Genomic DNA, 21,095 nt, shown 5'->3' with positions numbered 1-21,095 from the left:
CATCTTGGACTTCCGTTCATATGGTTGTGCAGACCATATAAGCGAGGAAGTCTTCTCATGAAAGCATTGCTCCCACTCATTGTTGCGATTGCTGCAATATCCTCGCCCGCATTTGCCCAGAAAGCCATTATGACTGAAAAAACCGCCGGTGAAATTAAGCCCCCAGTTGCTGAAAAGCGCCCGCACAGTGCCACGTGGCACGGGGTTATAATTACCGATGATTATCATTGGCTGCGCGATTCGGGTTATCCGACGATCGACGATAAAGAGATACTCGCGCATCTGAATGCCGAGAATGCCTATTTTGAAGCACAGATGGCACCGCAAGCGCAGCTGACCGAAACCATTTTTCAGGAAATGAAAGGCCGCGTCAAAGAAGACGACAGCTCGGTCCCGCAAAAGGATGGCGACTATATCTATTGGTCAAAATTCGAAGAAGGCGCGCAATATCGCAAGCATTATCGCAAGGCAGTTGCCGGCGGTGCCGATCAACTCATCCTCGACGAAAATATACTCGCCAAGGGCAAAGCCTATTTCCGCCTTGGTGCTGCAGAGATCAGCCCCGATGGCAAAATATTGGCATATGCTTACGACGATAACGGGTCGGAACGGTTTGACCTGCATTTTCGCAATCTGGAAACCGGCGAAAAGTTGCGTGACATCATCCCGGGCACATTGTCGGGCATTGTCTGGTCATCGGACAGCAAAGGCGTTGTCTATGGCCTTGCCAATGAAAACTGGCGCACCGACAATGCGTGGTACCACCGGCTGGGTGAAGATCTGACCAAAGCGAAGTTGCTTTATAAGGAACAAGACATCGGCTTTGGCGTTGGTGTCGGTCTGACCGCCCAAGAGGATTGGATCGTCATTGGTACGGGCGACAATGTCACGAGCGAAGTGCGGCTGGTTCCAGCAAGCGACCCGACTGCAACACCGATCATGGTGTCGCCGCGTAAGACGGGACGCCAATATAGCGTCGATGTCCGCGATGGCACTTTGTATGTTTTGACCAACGACGAGCATGTGAACTTCCGCGTCGCGACCGCCAGCATGAAGGCACCGAGCGATTGGAAAACGCTGATTGCAGGGTCTGACCGCCATTATTTGACGGGGCTGTCGCTGTTCAAAAACTTCTATGTGACCGAAGGCCGGATTGATGGCCTCGATCAAGTTGAAATCCGCGATTATGCGGATGCCAACAAGGTGCAGCCAATCAAATTCCCTGAGGCCAGCTATGATGCGGGCCTTGGCGATAACCCCGAATATGATGTGACGAAGCTGCGGCTGGGTTATGAATCGATGGTCACGCCTGACACGGTGTTTGACTATCATCTGGCCGATGGCCGCTTGGAAACATTGAAGGTGCAGGAAATCCCCAGCGGATATGATCCTGCGCAATATGTGACCGAACGCGTGATGATCACGGCGCGCGATGGTGCCAAGGTGCCGGTCTCCATCCTGACCAAAAAGGGTTTCAAAAAAGACGGCAGCCAGCCGCTGCATCTCTATGCTTATGGCGCCTATGGTTACGCGATGCCGCCGGGCTTTAGCGCCAACCGGCTGTCGATGGTCGATCGCGGCTTTGCTTATGCCATCGCGCATATTCGCGGCGGCGATGACCTTGGCTATCAATGGTATTTGGACGGCAAACTGACCAAGCGCACCAACACGTTCAACGATTTTGTCGATGCGGCAAAGGGCCTGATCGATTTGGGCTTCACCAGCAAAGGCAAGGTTACCGCAAGCGGCGGTTCGGCTGGTGGCGAATTGATGGGCGCGGTGGTCAATCAGGCACCTGAATTATTTGGCGCGGTTGTCAGCCATGTGGCTTTTGTCGATGTGCTCAACACGATGCTCGACAAGGATCTGCCGCTGACGCCAGGCGAATGGCCCGAATGGGGCAACCCAATCACCGACAAGGCCGCGTTCGACTATATTCGCAGCTATAGCCCGTATGACAATGTCGCGGCAAAGGCTTACCCGCCCATGCTGTGGACCGCTGGATTGAATGATCCGCGCGTGACCTATTGGGAACCTGCAAAGATGGTCGCCAAGCTGCGCGATATGAAGACCGACGACAATGTCCTGCTGCTCAAAACCAACATGGGCGCGGGCCATGGCGGCAAGTCTGGACGGTTCGAGCGGTTGCGCGAAAATGCCGAAGAGGCCGCGTTCATCATTTGGCAAATGGGGATGGCATCATCACAAAAATGACCCCATTCACGCGCATCTTTACCGCGCAACCAGATGACATTGACGAGCTTGGCCACGTCAACAACGCCGTGTGGGTGCGGTGGATTCAGGACATGGCGACAGCGCATTGGCAGGCGGTTGGAGCGCCGGAACATATCGCGGCCTATTTCTGGGTCGTGACCCGGCATGAAATTGATTATCGCGGCAATGTCGGCCCCGGGCAAAGCGTTACCGCCAATACTTGGATTGAAAGCGAGCCAAAGGGTGCGCAATTTGACCGGCGGGTGGATTTTGTCGATGCCGCGGGCAAGGTCATTGTGCGGGCAAATACGACTTGGGCGATGATTGATAAAGCGACCGGGCGATTGGTGCGCGTTCGGTCCGAAGTGTCAGCGCCGTTTATGGGCGTGCATCATTAGGTCCTGACCCTAGGTCGCCCAGTCTATGATATGCCGGAATATCGATGGAACGATAGGCGCGTTAAAAATCGACCGCCACGCCCTTCAATTCCCAATCGCCATAACGCACGGGGTCCAGTCTTTCTGCATCTGGTTCGGGTTCGCGATCAACCGCTTTCGGTACCGGCACAGGCGGGCTTTTCGACAGATAATCGGGTGCTTTGACATGTGAAGGGCGCGTGCCCATTAAGCTTCTCCTTCGAAAGCGCGTTCGGTTAAGCCCTACATCGGTGCAGATGCACCCGTTTGCAAGGTGAAGCTGCGTATGGGCCTGACATCGAACCGCTCTTCCCTTGTTTGGCGCAGACGCCTAGTGCGCTTTGCATGACTGAAGAAATTTCCGGACTTCCGACCCGCCGCGCCGCATTGCGGTTACTTGATACCGTTATGCGCATGGGCACGCCGTTGGATCAGGCAACGGCAAATGCGACCAAAGGGCTATCGCCGCCGGACCGCGCGCTCGCCATCGCCATTGCGCAAGAAACGCTGCGCTGGTCGGTGGATCTCGACCAGTTGATTGACAGCAAAACCAAACAGCCACTGCCGGATGATGCCAAGGCACGCATGGTATTGCGGCTGGCGCTGGCGCAAATATTGCGGCTGGGCACGCCCGCCCATGCTGCGATTGCGACGGCGCTTCCGCTGGTTGATGGCGGACCACGGCGACTGGTGCATGGCGTATTGGGGTCGCTCTTGCGGGCCGAAGCCACCCTGCCCGATCTGCCGTCGCTGCCAGAGGCTGTGATGATGCGCTGGAATCCGGTATGGGGCGACGAGATGATTGCAGGCGCACAGTCCGCATTGTCAGAACCGCCGCCGCTTGATCTTGCCTTGCGCGATGCGACGGCCACGCAGGCGTGGGCAGAGCGGCTCGGCGGCGTCAGCCTGATGCCCGGTCATGTCCGCTTACCGCGTGGAACCGCCATTGAAGAACTCGATGGCTATGACGAAGGCGCATGGTGGGTGCAGGATCTCGCTGCCAGCCTTCCGGCGCGTCTGCTGGGTGATGGACAGGGCAAAAGGGCGCTGGATTTATGTGCGGCCCCCGGCGGCAAGACCATGCAGCTTTCGGCCGCGGGTTTTACCGTGACCGCGCTGGATAACAGTGCCCGGCGCATGGACCGTCTGATGGCCAATCTGGAACGCACGCAATTAAATGCTGAGCGCGTCAATGCGGACGTCATGGATTGGAAACCGGCGCAGTTGTTTGACGCGATATTGCTGGATGCGCCATGCAGTGCGACGGGCACGATGCGGCGCCATCCCGATGTGCTGCAGCGCATTGATTTGAAAGCCATCAACAATCTCGCCGCGATTCAAAGCGCCATGCTGGACCGTGCGGCGCAATGGTTGAAGCCCGGCGGCACCTTGGTCTTCGCGACCTGTTCGCTTGAACCGCATGAGGGCGAGGCGCAGTCAGAGGCGTTTCTTGCGCGGCAGCCGGAATATACAACTTTGGCGGCGACCGCGGACGAATTGCCAGCGGGCGTCGTTGCCAATGCACATGGACACGTCCGCACCATGCCCCCAATGCTTGCCGATCAGGGTGGGCTTGATGGATTTTTCGTGGCGCGGTTCTTACGGGCTGGTTAAGGTACAAAAAATACCGAAGCCCTGAGCCGTCAGCGCGCAAGCGCTGGCGAAAAGTCGAAGGGCGGTTATCGTTTGCAAAGCGCCCTTCGACGGACGCACCCGCAAAGCGGATGCTGCTCAGGGCTACGCTATGATCGGAGGGGAAGACATTGACAGCGCCAACACTCACGACCGAACGCCTCTCCATCGAACCCATGACGCGCGCGCATTGGGAAGATTATGCGGCGGCCTGGGCTGACCCGCGTATGACGGCGTTTATTGGCGGCGAGCCGCGCAGCCGCAATACAAGCTGGATGAAAATGCTTCAGGGCATCGGCATGTGGTCGCTGTTCGGCTATGGCTATTGGGCCTTTGTCGAGCGCGAGAGCGGACGCTTTGTCGGCAATGGCGGGCTGGCGCAATTTGAACGCGGCATCAGCGATCTCGAAGGCTTTCCCGAAGCTGGCTGGGCGTTTACGCCCGATGCCTGGGGCAAGGGTTACGCGACCGAGGCGATGACCGCGATACTTGGTTGGGCAGACGCAACGAACTTGGGCGAAATCCGCTGCATCATCGACCGTGGCAACGCAGCTTCGCATAATGTCGCAGCGAAGCTTGGCTTCACCAAATTTGCGGAGTCGCATGATGTGATCGGTGACCTGTTCGTTTACCGCCGTGAGCCGCGCCAAAGCGTGCGATAAGCTGTGTATAACGCGGTCCGTTCGCTTGCCCATGCGCGGTCCAGCGTCTAAACGCAAAATATGACCAGCCCTGTTCGCATTGCGCCATCGATTTTGTCCGCTGACTTTGCCCGATTAGGAGAAGAAGTGCGGGCCATTGATGCCGCCGGATGTGACTGGATTCATGTTGATGTTATGGACGGACATTTTGTCCCCAACATCACCATTGGCCCTGCGGTGGTAAAGGCGCTTCGCCCACACAGCGCAAAGCCGTTTGATGTGCATTTGATGATTTCGCCGGTCGACCAATATGTGCAGGATTTTGCAGAGGCTGGCGCGGATATCATTTCATTCCATCCCGAAGCCGGGCCGCACCCGCATCGCACCGTGCAGCTGATCAAGTCGCTGGGTAAGATGGCGGGTATCGTGCTCAATCCGCACACGCCGGCCAAAATGCTGGATTATCTTATCGACGACATCGACCTTGTGCTGGTGATGAGCGTCAACCCCGGTTTTGGTGGCCAGAGCTTCATTTCAAGCCAGCTGCGCAAAATTGAAGCCATTCGCAAGATGATCGACAAAACAGGCCGCGATATCCGGTTGGAAGTTGATGGCGGCATCACAACGCAAACGGCGCCACTGGCGATTTCGGCAGGGGCGGACACGTTGGTTGCTGGAACCGCGACTTTCAAGGGTGGCGCGGGCCAATATGCGGCCAATATTTTGGCGCTGAGGGGTGAATGACCGACGGCGATGAAGGCGACAATGGGCAACGGCAAGCGGCGTTGATTGTCAGGCCCCAAGGCGCGGGCCAAAATCTTCTCGAGCGGCTTTCTCTCGAATTTTACAAGTTAACATGGCGCACGCCGCTGCATAGCGGCAGGCTGACGGGCAAGGTTCCCATGCGCTTGCTCGCGGTGCCGAACGATCCCCTAAAAGGCGATGCCGGGCGCGGGCAGGCGCTGCGCATGGGCAAATTCCATTATCAGGGTTTTGAACAGGCGTTCGACGGGTTGGATTATGACAAGCTCGCGCTTCAGCCGTCGCTGACCGACTATATCCACCGATTTGATTGGTTGCGTGATTTGTCCGCGGCGACCAATCGCGGCGAAGGTGCACCGGTCGCAGCGCAAATTGCCGATGCATGGTTGCTGGCCAATGGCATGAAAACGCGTGAGCCGGCATGGCGCGTCGACAATTGTGCGTGGCGCTTGATGAATATGGCAGCGGGATCGCCGTTTCTGCTCAGCAGTGCGGACCCCATTTACCGTGCGCGCGTCATCAATCATTTCGCCCGGGTTGCGCGCCATCTCGACCAAACAGCCCCGCGTGCACAAAGCCATTTCGGTAAGACCGTGGGCTGGGCAGGCGTTGTCGCGGCATCGCTTTTGTTGCCAGAGGGCAAGGTGCGCCGCGCCGTTGGCGAGAACGGCTTGGCTGAATCGTTGCGGGCGACCATTTTCCCCGACGGCGGCGTCGTCTCGCGTTCGCCAGTTCAACTTATGGAATTGATCGGCCTGCTCAGCCTGCTCAAGCAATGCTATGCGGCGCGCAGCGAGATGGTGCCTGTATTCCTGCTCGAAGCGCTCGGGCGGGCCGTGCCAGCGTTGCTTGGCCTTACCCATGCCGATGGCGGCCTTGGCGCGTGGCAAGGGTCGGCGCATATGGGTGCGGAACATATCGATGCGCTGGTGGCGGCCAGCGAAGTGCGCGCGCGACCACATCGGCAGGCGCTCGATTGGGGTTATCAGCGCGTTTCTGCGGGCAAGTCCGTGTTACTGCTGGATGCAGGTCCCCCGCCACTGGCGCGTCAGTCCGCGTCAGGCTGCGCCTCAACGCTTGCGTTTGAATTGTCGCACGGTGGGCAGCGCGTGATTGTAAACTGCGGTGGCGCGGCGCTTGTCGGCGCGACGATACCCGCTGCGTTGGCGCGCGGGCTTCGGACCACGGCGGCGCATTCGACATTATGCGTGAATGACACCAACTCGACGGCCATCCTGCCCGGCGGCCAATTGGGCAAAGGTGTTGTCGAAGTGGGGCTTGAACGCCGCGATATTGATCAGGCGACCCGTATTGAGGCCAGCCATGACGGTTACGTCCGGACCTTTGGCTATAGTCATGCGCGATTGTTGATCCTGCGTTCCGACGGCATGGATCTGCGCGGAGAAGACACTTTGCTGCCCCGGGACAAACCTAAAGAAGGCGTGCCGGTGCATATCCGGTTCCATCTTGGGCCAGAAATCGAAATCGTCGCTTCCGACAGTCCACAAGCGGTGTTTTTGCGGATGGCCGATGGCAGCAATTGGGCATTTATGGCATCTGACGGTCAATTATCTGTGGATGACAGTCTCTGGGTTGACCAAAATGGTCGTCCCCACCCCACCCGCCAACTTGTGATTACCACGGACACTGGTACAGGCGGCGTCACCATCGGCTGGCAGCTCCGCCATTTAGGATAAATTTATGCAAGACGTCATCATTAAGCGTGCCCTATTGTCCGTTTCGGACAAGACGGGATTGGTTGAACTTGGGCATGCTTTGGCTGCGCGCCATGTCGAACTGGTCTCCACCGGTGGCACCGCCAAGACGCTGCGTGATGCAGGGCTTCAGGTGAAGGATATTAGCGAGCTTACAGGTTTTCCCGAAATGATGGACGGCCGCGTCAAAACGCTGCATCCCAAAGTGCATGGCGGATTGCTCGCGGTACGTGACAATGCCGAACACGCAGCGTCGATGAAAGAACATGACATTGGCGCAATCGACCTTGTCGTCGTGAACCTTTATCCCTTTGCACAAACCGTCGCCAAGGGCGCGTCACGCGATGAAATTATCGAGAATATCGACATTGGTGGACCGTCGATGGTGCGCAGCGCCGCGAAGAACCACGCTTATGTCACGATCCTGACCGACCCATCCGATTATGACAATCTGATCGCGGAGTTGGAAGAAAGCGGCGGCAAAACAAGCTATGACTTCCGCCGTAAATGTGCGGCCAAAGCCTATTCGGCGACCGCAGCATATGACAGCATGATCAGCCAATGGTTCGCTTTTGCGGATCAGCAGCAGCTGTTCCCCGATATGCTTGCCGTGAACGGAAATCGCCAAACCGAATTGCGCTATGGCGAAAACCCACATCAGCGCGCGGCTCTGTATGTGCCCGTCGGTCCGCATGGATCGGGGATTGCCCAAGCCGAACAGGTGCAGGGCAAAGAGCTGTCCTATAATAATTATAATGACGCTGATGCGGCGCTTGAACTGGTCAGCGAGTTTCGCGACGGACCGCCTACCGTCGTCATCGTCAAGCACGCCAACCCCTGCGGTGTGGCAACAGGCGACACCTTAATCGACGCGTATCGCGCGGCGCTCGAGTGCGACAGCGTGTCGGCATTTGGCGGCATTGTTGCGGTTAACCGCCCGCTGGATGGTGCCACTGCGGAAGCCATCACCGAAATTTTTACGGAAGTCGTTGCCGCGCCATCGGCGGATGATGCCGCAAAGGCGGTATTCGCAAAGAAAAAGAATCTGCGGCTTTTGTTGACGGGCGATTTGCCCGATCCAAAGCGCGGCGGCTTGTCGATTAAGCCGATAACGGGCGGGCTACTGGTGCAGTCGCGCGATAACGGCCATGTTGCCGACAGCGATTTCAAGGTAGTGACCAAGCGTGCACCATCGGTACAGGAACTGGCCGACTGCCGCTTTGCCTGGACCGTGGCCAAGCATGTAAAGTCGAACGCAATTGTATATGCCAAGGATGGCGCAACCGCGGGTATTGGCGCAGGCCAAATGAACCGACGCGACAGCGCGCGGATTGCCGCGATTAAGGCCACCGAAGCCGCCGAAACTTATGGTTGGGCAACGCCGCGTACCGTTGGATCCGCAGTGGCGTCAGATGCGTTTTTCCCGTTTGCCGATGGCTTGTTGGCTGCCGCTGAAGCGGGCGCCACAGCAGTCATTCAACCGGGCGGATCGATGCGGGATGATGAAGTGATCGCCGCTGCCGACGCGGCTGGTCTGGCCATGGTCTTCACCGGCATGCGCCACTTCCGGCATTGATGACCAAGCCGTCGCCCTGAACGGGTTTCAGGGGGACGGCCAGTCGTTATTGCTGTGGTTTACCCAGCGCGTTTCACGGAACCTCTGTAGTTTCCGTTACCGCCCTTTTTAGGACCATAGTTCCGCGCCGGAGCGCCGGGATCGCGACGGTTTTCGCTGCGCGCGGCAAATGCACGGTCGGCGGTAGGACGACGGTCACCGCTTGGGGCATTGTCATTACGTGGACGCGCATCGCGGCTACCTTCACGGCTGCCGTCACGCGGTCCGATGGCTGGCTGCCATCCACCTTGTGGTGTATGCGTCCGGTTACGGGTTTCGCCGTTCAAACCAGTGCCGCCATTGTTGCCACCCAATTTCTTGCCAGCATAGTTGGTACGACCGCCACCGGGGTGACCGCCACCGCGACCGCCACGGGCCTGTTGCGGTTTCTTGTCCGCAACGGGGGGTGGTAATGCGGCAACAGCTGCACGGAAGCCTTCAGGCAAACCAAGTGTCATGGCGCGTACGCCCGTTAGACGCTCAATATCCTTCATATAGCCACGCTCGTCACCCGCAACGAAGCTCATCGCGATGCCTTCACGGCCCGCACGCGCGGTACGGCCGATGCGGTGCACATATTGTTCAGGCACATTGGGCAGTTCGAAGTTGAACACATGGCTTACGCCGGGAACGTCAATGCCGCGCGCAGCAATATCGGTTGCGACGAGGATTTTGATTTTGCCGTCACGAAATGCCTGCAACGCAGCGGTACGCTGGCCCTGGCTTTTGTTGCCGTGAATGGCGGCGGATTGGATGCCGGCGCCAGCAAGCCCACGCACAACGCGGTCCGCACCATGCTTGGTACGCGTAAACACAAGTGCGCGGTCAATCTCTTCGCTTTGCAACTTGAGCGTTAGCAAAGTCTGCTTTTCGCGCTGTTCGACAAAGGTCACGAATTGCTCAACGCGCTCCGCTGTGGTGGACGCAGGTGCAACCGACACACGCACAGGATTGTTGAGGAAACGGTTGCCCAATTCAGCAATCGCCTTTGGCATGGTTGCCGAGAAGAACAATGTCTGACGCTGCTTTGGCAGCAATTGGTCAATACGCTTCAATGCGTGGATGAAACCAAGGTCCATCATCTGGTCCGCTTCATCAAGGACGAAGATTTCGACGTCCTTGAGTGTCACCGCGCGTTGCTCGATCAAATCGATGAGACGGCCCGGTGTCGCGACCAGAATATCCACGCCGCCAGCAAGACGTTTTTTCTGGCTGAAAATGGGCATGCCGCCAAAGACGCAATCCACCTTCAGACCAAGGAACTTGCCATAGGTGCGGAAGCTGTCGGCGATCTGCGCCGCAAGTTCGCGGGTTGGCGACAGCACAAGCATACGGCAGCTATATTGCTGGCGCGCTTTTGGCTTTGTTGCGAAATGGTGCAACGATGGCAAAGCAAACGCCGCAGTCTTGCCGGTTCCGGTCTGTGCGATGCCGCACAGGTCGCGGCCTTGCAGCAATGGCGGGATCGACTGTTGCTGGATTGGCGTCGGGGTATCATATCCCGCGGCTTCAAGCGCCTTAAGGATAGGTTGGGCAAGGCCCAGGTCTTGGAAAAAAGACATATATATACTTTCAAATAGTCGTCGCAGCCCCATGATGCAGATCCTTGAAACAGGACCGCATGGGCGCAACAGCAGGTGTTCGGGAGCAGCTTATGCTGACCCGTTGGAAACAACCCTGCGTGATATGGGAAGCCTCTAAGCTTACGCATCTTGTTCGATTGGCGAGGCCACTTGTTGCGGCCCTCACGCTGCCAATACTGCGGCGGTATCGTCCGCTCGCCTCATGCGCTTGGCGGCCTATTGGCTTAATGGGGCACCAAACGCAAGTTATTTGTGCTTTTGCGCAATAATCAGTCGCGACCGATACGGGCATAACGACCGTCCAGAACGCGCCCTTCACCACCTATGACGGCACTTCGTTCGCAGGTTTTGCAGAGCGTTAACTGCCTTGCGCTCTGCCCTCATGATGCGGAGCTTGATCCGCTGCCCGCAAAAGGCAAGGGGATCATGGTCTGGCGCGTGCGTTAAAGGTGCATGAAATCCCGGTCGAAGCTTTTGAGATGCGCTCCGCCATCAACAAAGATGATTTGCCCCGTAACGTCTTGCGCCTTCGCCAAATAGATCACGGCATCGGCGACAGCGGATGGCGATGGAAGCGCGCCCAGTGGCATCATGCCCGCCAATCGCACCTCTTGTTCTGCGCTATAGTCATCGGTTGATATGACGAGCCCGGGCGCGACGCCATTATAGCGTGCGCGCCCTGCAAATGATGCAGCCATGGACCGTACCGACGCCGCGAGCGCTTGCTTGGAGAGCGTGTAGCTAATCTGGTCACGGTGCGGATTGACGACGCGCTGGTCGAGAATGTTGACGATTGCCGGCCGCATGTCAGCGCCCGCAGCATCGACAACGGCTTTGGCCAGCAGGAGCGGCGCAAAGAGGTTCAGCCGGAAATGCGCTTCCAGCGTTTCGAACGACATCGACTCCCAATCATCCTGCCCAAACATCGCGGCGTTATTCACCAGCAGCTGGGGTGCGCGGCCAAAATGCGTTATTATGGTGTCAACGAGATGGGCGGGGTTACCGGTGCTCAAATCAAACGTAAAAGGATGCCATTCGCTCTCATTTTCTTGCAGCGTCGCCAGAAGCGTTTCTTCGGGCGGTGAATCGAGATGGCTAACCAGTGCCAACGCGTAACCCGCGCCCGCAAGTTTTGACGCGATTTCGGCACCCAGCCGACGCTTGCCGCCCGTCACAATTGCAAGCGGCGCCGTTGTCACTTGCGGCTCCGCGACATTGTAATGCCAATCGATTCATTATCTTCGGCGATGGCGAGTTTCACGATTTTGACGACGAGGTGGCTGATGCGTGGGTCGTCAGCAAATAAATTATCCATGATATGATCGGCAACCGCTTCGATCAGCGTGAAGTGCACATCATTGGGCAAAAGCGTTGCGGCCTCTTTCAGTGTCATATAATTTTTCGAGGCCGACAACGGTGTGTCTGGCGCATAATGCGGAGCCATATCCAACGTTGCGCTAATCGAAATACGCAGCGGCTGGGGCAGGTGCGTTTCCTGGCTGTAAATGCCTGTCAGCACATTGACGACAAGGTCATGTACTTCGAGAATGAGGCTATCGGTCATATCACTCCTTAACGTGACCAGCGGGCGAAAATGGCCGTAGGCAAAAGCATGCCCCGGCCCTGTTCACGCACCGCGAGTTCACCAAATTCAACCTTGCCGCCAAGGTCGGCAAAATGGGATTCCAACAGCCCACCCAACGCCAGCGCAGACATGCGCACGGCGTAGACGGTCAGAAATAGAAACTTTGATTCCGCATCAAGCAACTTGCGGCAATTGGCGATCAGTTCGGGCAGGTCTTCCTCAAGCCGCCACACTTCGCCGTCGGGACCGCGACCATATTTGGGTGGGTCCAGCAATATGCCGTCATAACGCTTTTCGCGGCGGACTTCACGCGCAACGAATTTGGCGGCGTCGTCGACGATCCAGCGAATAGGACGGTCGGACATGCCCGACATTTCGGCATTGGACCGTGCCTGCGCCACCGATTTCTTCGACGCGTCGACATGCACCATCTGCGCGCCCGCTGCTGACAAAGCGAGGGTGCCAACGCCGGTATAGCCAAACAGGTTCATCGCGACGGGATCGGTTACGCCTGCCAACTGTCCGCGCATCCACCGCCACACCGGGTCCATATCCGGGAAAAAGCCGAGGTGACGGAATGGCGTGCAGGATGCGGTAAAGTGCACCTCATCATTCCATGCGAGCGGCCAGCCATCCATAGGAACGGGTTTGTTGTTGTACCAACGCCCGCCGCCGTCATCGTCGGATCCGGGAACGAATTCGGCATCTGCGGGCCATTCGTCGAGCGCAGGCGCCCACATCGCTTGCGGTTCCGGCCGAATGAAGCGGCGGTCACCATAGGATTCATATTTGCGCCCATTGCCCGAATCGATGAGCGTGTAATCGCTGCGCGGCTCGCTGATCAGGGTGACGAAATTCTGTTCCATATTTTAGCGAACGGCGCGCGCAAGCACATAGTCACGCACGGCGTCATATGTGCCGGGCAAGACATCAAAGCGCTCTTCGCGGTCGAACAGATGCGAGACACGCGCAGGCAAAGCAGGGCGAACGCCGGTTGCCTTTTCTACTGCGTCCGGGAACTTGGCGGGATGCGCGGTTGCCAATGTGACGATAGGCGTTTCCGGTTTGATGCCCGACGCCCGCGCTGCGTGCAGTGCGATGGCGGTATGGGGGTCGATAATCTGGTCCGCCGCGCCATAGGCCCAGCGCATGGCAGCGGCCATCTGGTCCGCATCGGCGCGCGCGCTCGACAGCAATGCAGATTTTTTCCGCATGTCGGGCGACAGAACCATTTTGCCCATTTTCTCGAACCATTTCATCCGCGCTGCGGTGGTCGATCCATCGCGACCTTCAAGGTCAAACAAGAGCCGTTCAAAATTGCTCGACACCTGAATATCCATCGATGGTGATGCGGTCGGGGTTACGCCCAACACCGAATAGTCACCCTTTGACAGGGCGCGATGCAAAATGTCGTTGATGTTGGTGGCGACGATCAGCTGTTCAATCGGCAGGCCCATTTGCGCGGCAACATAGCCGGCAAACACATCGCCAAAGTTTCCGGTCGGGACGGAAAAGGCAATTTTACGCTCAGGTCCGCCCAATCGAAGTGCGGCGTAGAAATAATATACCACCTGCGCCATCAGGCGGGCCCAGTTGATCGAGTTTACGGCCGATAAAGTTAGCGGGCCATTGACGTCCTTGTCACTGAACATCCGCTTTACCATCGCCTGCGCGTCGTCGAAGCTGCCCTCAATCGCGATGTTGTGGACATTGGGCGCAAGGATGGTTGTCATCTGCCGCCGCTGGACGTCAGAGACCCGGTTATGCGGGTGCAGCATGAAAATTTCGATTTGTGCGCGTCCGGCAACGGCATCGATGGCTGCTGATCCTGTGTCTCCGGATGTCGCGCCAACAATGGTCAGTTTTTTATCTGTGCCCGACAAGAAGCGTTCAAACAATTGGCCCAGCAATTGGAGCGCAACGTCCTTGAACGCCAAGGTTGGCCCGTGAAAAAGTTCAAGTAACCAGTGTTGCCCATCAAGTTGCACCAGTGGCGTTGTCGCCGAATGCGCAAATGAACCATAAGCCGTCGCACACAGGCCCTTGAGTTCAGCCTCGCTCAACACACCCGCTGTAAAGGGCGCCATAACGCGCGCGGCCAACTCGACATAAGACAGTCCGCGCATCGCTTTTATATCTTCTGTCGAAAATTGCGGCCAATGGCGCGGGACGTAAAGTCCGCCATCTCGGGCCAGACCCGTTAGGGTGACGCCTGCAAAATCGAGCGCGTCCGCGTTGCCGCGGGTGCTGATATAATCTGTTCCGTTAATCGTCATAGCGCGCACGCGGTTACCCGCGACGCCGCATTTAGGCAAGATTATTGCAAATCAGCACGGACAAATTCGGCACATCTTTCACCAATCATGATGCTTGGCGCATTTGTGTTACCGGAAACAAGGCGCGGCATGATGCTGGCATCCGCGACATACAGCCCTTCGATGCCACGATATTTCAGGCGCGGGTCGACAACATCGTCCGCATTGCCCCCCATGCGGCACGTGCCGACGGGATGGTATACGGTATCTGCGCGACTGCGGATCAGATCATCCAAGGCAGCATCGTCATTCAGATCAACAGGATGGCGATTCTTTCCACCATAAGCGGCAAGCGCAGGTGCTTCGAAAATCCGGTGCATGGCGCGCACGCCGCTGCGCAATGTGGCCATGTCGCGATCGTCGCTCAAAAATGCGGGGTCAATCAGCGGGGCCGCACTTGCATCGGTTGATGCGAGGCGCACCGTGCCACGGCTTTCGGGCCGCAAGACGCAGGCATGGCAACTGAACCCGTGACCCTTCACCTTGGAGCGACCATGGTCTTCCAACATGGCGGGGACGAAATGATATTGAATGTCGGGTGCTGGCAAGCTTGCGTCCGAACGCCAAAATCCGCCCGCTTCGGCAAAGCAGGTGGTCATTACGCCAGTGCGCTTGCGGCGATGTTCGATAATCGCTTTGACCATCTTTGCGGTGCCGGCCAGCGAATCCCCGAAAAAGTCGTCCTTTGACTGTGTTTCAAAGCTGGAGACATAATCGATATGATCTTGCAGGTCGGCGCCGACAGCTTGCTTATCATGGACAACATCCACACCAACGCTGCGCAGATGGTCGGCCGGGCCAATGCCCGACAACATCAAAATTTGCGGCGATCCAAATGCGCCTGCGGACAAAATGACAGCGCCGCGTGCCTTAATCGTACGCTTTTTGCTTCGGCCTTGGCGAATGACAACGCCTGTGGCGCGTCCGTTTTCGACGATGATCTTTTCGGTCAATGCGCCGGTAATGACTTCCATCCGGTCGCGTGCCGGTTCGACATAGGCGCGCGCTGCGGTCCAGCGTTCACCACCTTTTTGCGTGACTTGATACAGGCCAAAGCCGTCCTGCGTCGCGCCGTTGAAGTCATTATTGACCGGCAACTGCAACTCGGCAGCCGCTTCGATGAAGGCAAGGCTGCCGGCCTGCGGCCAGCGTTGGTCAGAAACAGACAGCGGCCCGCCTGATCCGTGAAAGGCATCAGAACCGCGTTCATTGTCTTCGCAGCGTTTGAAATATGGCAATACGTCGTCATAGGACCAGCCATCGCAACCCAATGCGGCCCAATTGTCATAATCATATTTGTGGCCACGGATATAGACCATCGCGTTAATCGCGCTCGACCCGCCAAGACCTTTGCCGCGCGGTTGATATCCGGTGCGGCCATTCAGGCCCTTTTGCGGAACGGTTTCATATTTATAGTTAGACCCGTTGCGAATGAACGGCATGAAACCAGGCGTTTTGATCAACATATTGTTGTTGGTGCCGCCGGCCTCGATCAGGCAGACCTTATATTTGCCACCTTCCGAAAGACGACCAGCTGCAGCGCTCCCCGCTGACCCGCCACCAATCACGATGATATCAAATTCGTCCATGTTGCCTGCTCCTCTAACGCAAAGGTTTAAGCGGACGATTAAATACTGGCAAGAGTGTAAATAGCGCTATTCGGCCTTTGCCTCTTGCGCTTCAAGCCAGCGTGCACGGATGGTGCCCGATGTTTCGCGGCTGCCATCGTGGCTCCACCCCGGTTCGCGCACAAGGTACGACAATTTGTGACGCCATGGCGCCGACCAGAGGTCTTGGAATATCCCGACCCATTCATGAAACACACTCCACAACAGGTTGAATGTCCCGAGTTGCCGGACAATCCCGTAGCGGATTTTTTCGCTATCTACTTCTTCGGTAAAGGTCCCGAACATGCGATCCCAGATGATGAAAACGCCCGCATAATTGCGATCAAGATAGCGGGGATTGGTCGCGTGATGCACACGATGGTGGCTTGGGGTGTTCATCACATATTCGAACCAGCGCGGGAATTTGCCGATGGCTTCGGTATGGATCCAGAATTGATAAATGAGGTTAAATGCGCCCACGAAAAGCAGCAGGGCCGGGTGAAACCCGATGAGCGCCAACGGAATGCGGAAGATAAAGCCAAGGGCAATGAAACCGGTCCATGTCTGACGCAGCGCCGTGGAGAGATTATAGTGCTGGCTTGAATGATGGTTTACATGGCTGGCCCAAAACCAGCGGACGCGGTGTCCGGTGCGATGCGCCCAATAATAAGCCAGATCGTCCAAAACAAAGCATAAGGGCCACGCCCACCACACCCAGCCAATGTCGAACAGGCGGTTCTCGTACATCCACATCGCCAGACTGAAAACCAACGCGCCGGTGAGCGCGCCTGCAACGGTGCTGCCGGTGCCGAGCGCGAGTGACGTCAAGGTGTCGCGCGGTTCATATTTCTCTGGCGCACGGCTGCGTGCCCACAGCATTTCTGCGATGATGAGGATGATGAACGCCGGAATGGCATAATCCACTGGGCTGAAAAGTTCAGGCATGCGTATTTCCCGTTCTATGCGGACCGTTGTTCAAATGCCGAAGGCCCGATGCCCATGACGGTGCGTGTTCACCCAAATTGAGCGTAATGGTTCCAAATGTCTTCTCGCCGGTTCCGATGGTGAGAAAATTCTGGTCCAAACGGGATTCGCTGTGCCTGTCGAGCAAACGTCCGGCCCATTGCACACCGTGGCGACGGATGAGCATGTGCCGGCCCTGATCGTCACGCAGCAATGCCGCGATACCCGCCTTGTCGATTGCGATATCTACGGGATTGAACCCACAGAGCGTTTCTTCGGCAATGTCACGCGCCTGCGCTTCGCTGTGGATGCGGACATCACCGCCCAAGCGCCAAAACCGTGCGAGCCATGCGATAAACAAAATCGATGCAATCGACCCTGCCAGTTGCAGCAATTCTGCCATCAAGAAGCCCGTCCGCGCAACATATCCATCATCGCTGCAACGGGCGACAGATCATAGCCTGCGTCAGCAGCCTGTTCCGAAAGGACGGCGGGATGATCGCCCTTCGCCGCGCGGGCCAATGCCCATAACAAAGTCGATCGGGTCCCTGACCGGCAATAGGCCAATATCTTGCCGTCTGCATTTTCAATGGCATCGGCCATGGCCGTGACCTGCCATTCGGCAAAGCCGGCATGTGTCACAGGAATGGCGACATAAGCGATGCCGGCAGCTTGCGCCGCGGCGGCGATTTCGGCGCCTGATGTCTGGTCGGCGGATTCATCTTCGGGACGGTTGTTGATGATCAATGAAATGCCCGCGGCTTTCGCCTCCGCCACGTCGGAAAGGCTGATTTGCGGTGCGGCGAAAAACGTGTCTGTCAACTTACGGAACATCAGCAAATCCTATCATTTGCCGCACAAAGCGGTCATCTGCCCTTCGCCTTATTTTAATCTGCAATCGATAACAAGAATGGACCGCGCATTGGCCAGAAACGCCCCGCTAAAACTGCGCGATGACCGATAGGAAATCTTCGCCATAGGCTTCCAACTTGCGTGCGCCGACGCCGCTAATTCGGCCTAAGGCGTGGATGTTGGTTGGCTTGGTCAATGCCATCTCGCGCAAAGTTGCGTCGTGAAAAATAACATAAGGCGGCACGCCCACAGCTTCGGCCAGCGCACGGCGCTTGGCACGCAGCGCCTCGAACAATGGATTGCCAATGGGATTGTCCGGTCGACCAGCGCGGCGTTTGGTGTCCGGCTTTACGATCGCAATCTGGATATTTTGATCGCCGCGCATGATGGCGCGGGCATCGCCCGCCAATTTCAAACCGCCATGTTCGTTTGCCACCATTGCCCCGCGTGCCTGCAAGGCGCGAGACAAGGGCTTAAGCATCGCTGCCTCTGCCTTGCTGACAATTCCGAACACCGAAAGCTGGTCATGCCCCAATTGGGTGATGCGGTCATCTTTGCTGCCCGTCAGGACCTTTTCCAAATGGCCCATGCCGAACATCTGCCCGGTGCGATAGGCGGCGGACAAGAGCTTGCGCGACAGTTCGGTGGCGTCATGAACGTCGGGGGCATTCAGGCAATTGTCGCAATTGCCGCATGATTCAGCTGGGCTTTCTCCAAAGTGACGCAGCAGCACCGCGCGCCTGCATCCCGCCGTTTCGACCAGATATGACAACGCGGCAACGCGCGCCAATTCCGCCTCACGCCGTTCGGGGGCAAGCTCGTTCAGGCGCATGCGGGCGCGGGTGAAGTCGCCGGCGGACCACAACATATGCGCCACCGCCGGGTCACCATCGCGTCCGGCGCGGCCGCTTTCCTGATAATAGGATTCGATAGATTTCGGCAGGCCAGCATGCACGACAAAGCGCACATCGGGCTTGTCGATCCCCATGCCAAACGCCACCGTCGCCACCATCACCATGTCTTCGGACGACACAAACTCTGCCTGCGCCCGCGCCCGTGTCTGCGGCTCCATACCCGCGTGATAATACAGCGCCTTGCGGCCGGTTTCTGCGATTTGGGCCGCAATTTTTTCGGTGCGGTCACGGGTTTGCGCATAAACGATGCCCGCGCCCGGCAGGCTTTTTACCAATGCAGCGATGCCGCTGTTCGGCGCGGCCTCGGCGGCATAGCGTATGTTGGGCCGGTCAAAACCTGCCACCATGACGCCATCGCGCGGAATGCCGAGTTGCTCGGCAATATCGTCGCGCGTGTGGGTGTCTGCGGTCGCGGTCAGCGCGAGGCGCGGCACTTCGGCAAAGTCGTCGAGCAATGGACGCAGCAGGCGATAGTCCGGGCGGAAATCATGCCCCCATTCCGAAACGCAATGCGCTTCATCAATGGCAAACAGCGCGATTTTGGTCTCACGCAACAGGGTGCGAAACTCTTGCCCCGATGCCCGTTCCGGCGCGACATATAACAGATCGAGTTCGCCAGCGCGAAACCGGCTGATCGTTTCTGCGCGGTTGTCATCCGCCGATGTCAACGTTGCCGCGCGAATGCCAACGGCGTCAGCCGCGCGCATTTGGTCATGCATCAGCGCGATGAGCGGCGAAATGACAATGCACGTGCCGTCCATGATGACCGCGGGCAATTGGTAACATAACGACTTGCCTGCACCCGTTGGCATGATGGCCAAGGTGCGTTGACCCGCAAGCACCCGTGACACCACCTGTTCCTGCTGTCCGCGAAATTCGGGAAAGCCGAAAATGCGGTGCAACACATCAGATGGGGTGGGGGACGAAGCGACGGGGGCCATGCCACGCCCTAGCGTGACTGAAGTGTCAGTGACAGAGTGCAGTTGTGTTCAAACCAAGTCGCTTGTGGATAGCGTGCGATTATGCCGGTGGGATGGCTTCTTCTTCGGCTTCGCTTTGCTGCCGTGCCCACATTTCGGCATAAAGGCCGCCTTTGCGCAGCAGTTCGTTATGCGTCCCTTGTTCGGCAACGCGCCCGGCATCCAAAACCATGATCTGGTCGGCATCGACGACGGTCGACAGCCGGTGGGCGATGATGATTGTCGTGCGGCGTTCCGAAATGCGTTCAAGCGTCGCCTGAATTTCGGACTCGGTGCGGCTATCGAGCGCGCTGGTTGCTTCATCAAGGATCAGGATCGGCGGATTTTTCAACAACGTCCGCGCAATGGCCACGCGCTGCTTTTCGCCGCCGGACAGTTTTAGCCCGCGTTCGCCGACCTTGGCGGCATATTGCTCCGGCAATGACTCGATAAAGCCGTGAATCGATGCGCCGCGTGCGGCCTCCTCGATTTCGGTCTGGCTCGATCCCTCACGGCCATAACCGATATTATAGCCGATGCTGTCGTTGAACAGCACGGTGTCCTGCGGCACAATGCCGATGACGCTGCGCAAGCTGGATTGCGTCACATCGCGCAGGTCCTGCCCATCGATGGTAATGCGGCCGCCGGTGATGTCGTAAAAACGGTATAGAAGCCGGGCAATGGTCGACTTGCCGGCGCCCGACGGCCCGACCACCGCAAGCGTATGCCCCGGTTCAATTTTGAAGCTGACGCCATTCAGGATTTGCCGGTCGGTGTCATAGCCAAAGCGCACATCATCAAACGCCACCGCGCCGCCCGACACGGCCAAGGCAGGCGCACCGGGCTTATCGGTGATTTCGGCGGGTGTATCGATCAGGTCGAACATCGCGGCCATATCCGTGAGGCCTTGGCGAATGGTGCGATACACCATCCCAAGCATATCCAGCGGCCGGAAAAGCTGCGCCAACAAAGTGTTGACGGTGACAACGTCGCCGGTTGTAAACTGCCCGCGCGACCAGCCCCACACAACATAGCCCATGGCGCCTGCCATCATCACATTGGTGATCAGCGACTGCCCGATGTTCAGCGCAGCAAGCGAGTTTTCCGATTTGACGGCGGCGTTCGCATAATGATGGACGACTTCAGCATAGCGCCGCGTCTCGCGCTTTTCGGCGTTGAAATATTTGACGGTTTCATAATTGAGCAGACTGTCGACCGACTTTGCGACGGTCTGCGTATCCAACTCGTTCATTTCCTCGCGCAATTTGTTGCGCCAGTTGGTGATGACGGTGGTGTAGGCGATGTAGCTGACCACCATGATA

19 protein-coding genes are annotated in these 21,095 nt (G+C 57.6%); 7 read left to right on the top strand and 12 right to left on the bottom strand.

Features of this window, described 5'->3' with window-relative positions; translation table 11 throughout:
* The first annotated feature begins 129 nt into the window (after nt 1–129).
* A complete protein-coding gene (locus tag ACILQA_RS03265; RefSeq protein ID WP_395628399.1) occupies nt 130–2,214 on the top strand; it encodes a S9 family peptidase in 2,085 nt (694 codons plus the stop codon).
* Nucleotides 2,211–2,612: an acyl-CoA thioesterase gene (locus ACILQA_RS03260; RefSeq protein ID WP_395628398.1), complete on the top strand. Its 402-nt coding sequence runs from the start codon at nt 2,211–2,213 to the stop codon at nt 2,610–2,612. Before ACILQA_RS03265 ends, ACILQA_RS03260 begins: the two co-directional genes overlap by 4 nt.
* A 61-nt stretch (nt 2,613–2,673) precedes the next feature.
* Here the strand turns inward: ACILQA_RS03260 and ACILQA_RS03255 are convergent, their stop codons facing one another.
* Nucleotides 2,674–2,838, bottom strand: coding sequence for a DUF1674 domain-containing protein (locus ACILQA_RS03255; RefSeq protein WP_395628397.1), 165 nt, complete (start codon nt 2,836–2,838; stop codon nt 2,674–2,676).
* A 137-nt stretch (nt 2,839–2,975) separates the two neighbouring features.
* Between ACILQA_RS03255 and ACILQA_RS03250 the strand changes: the two genes are divergently transcribed.
* The 5 genes from ACILQA_RS03250 (at nt 2,976) to purH (ending at nt 8,956) form a co-directional block, all read left to right on the top strand.
* On the top strand, nt 2,976–4,244 hold the full coding sequence (locus ACILQA_RS03250; protein ID WP_395628396.1) for an RsmB/NOP family class I SAM-dependent RNA methyltransferase: 1,269 nt from the start codon (nt 2,976–2,978) through the stop codon (nt 4,242–4,244).
* Between the two features lie 149 nt (nt 4,245–4,393).
* Nucleotides 4,394–4,924 carry a GNAT family N-acetyltransferase gene (locus tag ACILQA_RS03245; protein ID WP_395628395.1) on the top strand — a complete coding sequence of 177 codons (531 nt, stop codon included), beginning with the start codon at nt 4,394–4,396 and terminating at the stop codon, nt 4,922–4,924.
* 60 nt (nt 4,925–4,984) lie between these two features.
* Nucleotides 4,985–5,647, top strand: a complete 663-nt coding sequence (gene rpe, locus ACILQA_RS03240; protein ID WP_183942163.1) for a ribulose-phosphate 3-epimerase — start codon at nt 4,985–4,987, stop codon at nt 5,645–5,647.
* On the top strand, nt 5,644–7,362 hold the full coding sequence (locus ACILQA_RS03235; protein WP_395628394.1) for a heparinase II/III family protein: 1,719 nt from the start codon (nt 5,644–5,646) through the stop codon (nt 7,360–7,362). The genes rpe and ACILQA_RS03235 overlap by 4 nt, the downstream gene beginning before the upstream one ends.
* 4 nt (nt 7,363–7,366) lie before the next feature.
* Nucleotides 7,367–8,956, top strand: a complete 1,590-nt coding sequence (gene purH / locus ACILQA_RS03230) for a bifunctional phosphoribosylaminoimidazolecarboxamide formyltransferase/IMP cyclohydrolase (RefSeq protein WP_395628393.1) — start codon at nt 7,367–7,369, stop codon at nt 8,954–8,956.
* A gap of 59 nt (nt 8,957–9,015) precedes the next feature.
* On the opposite strand, the gene ACILQA_RS03225 is transcribed toward purH, so the two are convergent.
* The 11 genes from ACILQA_RS03225 to ACILQA_RS03175 all read right to left on the bottom strand — a co-directional run.
* On the bottom strand, nt 9,016–10,557 hold the full coding sequence (locus ACILQA_RS03225; protein ID WP_395628392.1) for a DEAD/DEAH box helicase: 1,542 nt from the start codon (nt 10,555–10,557) through the stop codon (nt 9,016–9,018).
* Between the two features lie 464 nt (nt 10,558–11,021).
* Nucleotides 11,022–11,777, bottom strand: a complete 756-nt coding sequence (locus ACILQA_RS03220) for an SDR family oxidoreductase (protein ID WP_395628391.1) — start codon at nt 11,775–11,777, stop codon at nt 11,022–11,024.
* A complete protein-coding gene (locus ACILQA_RS03215) occupies nt 11,774–12,142 on the bottom strand; it encodes a dihydroneopterin aldolase (protein WP_395628390.1) in 369 nt (122 codons plus the stop codon). The genes ACILQA_RS03220 and ACILQA_RS03215 overlap by 4 nt, the downstream gene beginning before the upstream one ends.
* Nucleotides 12,143–12,150: 8 nt before the next feature.
* Nucleotides 12,151–13,029 (bottom strand): class I SAM-dependent methyltransferase, encoded by an 879-nt coding sequence (locus ACILQA_RS03210; RefSeq protein WP_183942171.1) that lies wholly within the window; start codon nt 13,027–13,029, stop codon nt 12,151–12,153.
* A gap of 3 nt (nt 13,030–13,032) precedes the next feature.
* The gene (gene thrC, locus ACILQA_RS03205; RefSeq protein WP_395628389.1) at nt 13,033–14,439 is read right to left on the bottom strand and encodes a threonine synthase; all 1,407 of its coding nucleotides are present in this window, start codon (nt 14,437–14,439) and stop codon (nt 13,033–13,035) included.
* 41 nt (nt 14,440–14,480) lie between these two features.
* Complete coding sequence (locus tag ACILQA_RS03200; protein WP_395628388.1) at nt 14,481–16,067, bottom strand: GMC family oxidoreductase; 1,587 nt, start codon at nt 16,065–16,067, stop codon at nt 14,481–14,483.
* A gap of 66 nt (nt 16,068–16,133) precedes the next feature.
* Nucleotides 16,134–17,030, bottom strand: coding sequence for a sterol desaturase family protein (locus ACILQA_RS03195; RefSeq protein ID WP_395628387.1), 897 nt, complete (start codon nt 17,028–17,030; stop codon nt 16,134–16,136).
* Nucleotides 17,023–17,451: a hypothetical protein gene (locus ACILQA_RS03190; RefSeq protein ID WP_395628386.1), complete on the bottom strand. Its 429-nt coding sequence runs from the start codon at nt 17,449–17,451 to the stop codon at nt 17,023–17,025. Before ACILQA_RS03190 ends, ACILQA_RS03195 begins: the two co-directional genes overlap by 8 nt.
* Nucleotides 17,451–17,882, bottom strand: coding sequence for a TIGR01244 family sulfur transferase (locus ACILQA_RS03185; protein ID WP_395628385.1), 432 nt, complete (start codon nt 17,880–17,882; stop codon nt 17,451–17,453). The genes ACILQA_RS03190 and ACILQA_RS03185 overlap by 1 nt, the downstream gene beginning before the upstream one ends.
* A gap of 106 nt (nt 17,883–17,988) precedes the next feature.
* Nucleotides 17,989–19,755 (bottom strand): DNA helicase RecQ, encoded by a 1,767-nt coding sequence (gene recQ / locus ACILQA_RS03180; protein ID WP_395628384.1) that lies wholly within the window; start codon nt 19,753–19,755, stop codon nt 17,989–17,991.
* A gap of 79 nt (nt 19,756–19,834) precedes the next feature.
* Nucleotides 19,835–21,095 (bottom strand): ABCB family ABC transporter ATP-binding protein/permease (locus ACILQA_RS03175; protein WP_395628383.1); only part of this gene is annotated, 1,261 nt, incomplete at its 5' end.

This window comes from Sphingorhabdus sp., assembly GCF_044239005.1.
GTDB lineage: Bacteria > Pseudomonadota > Alphaproteobacteria > Sphingomonadales > Sphingomonadaceae > Sphingorhabdus_B.
This window is presented reverse-complemented; position numbering and strand designations above follow the sequence as displayed.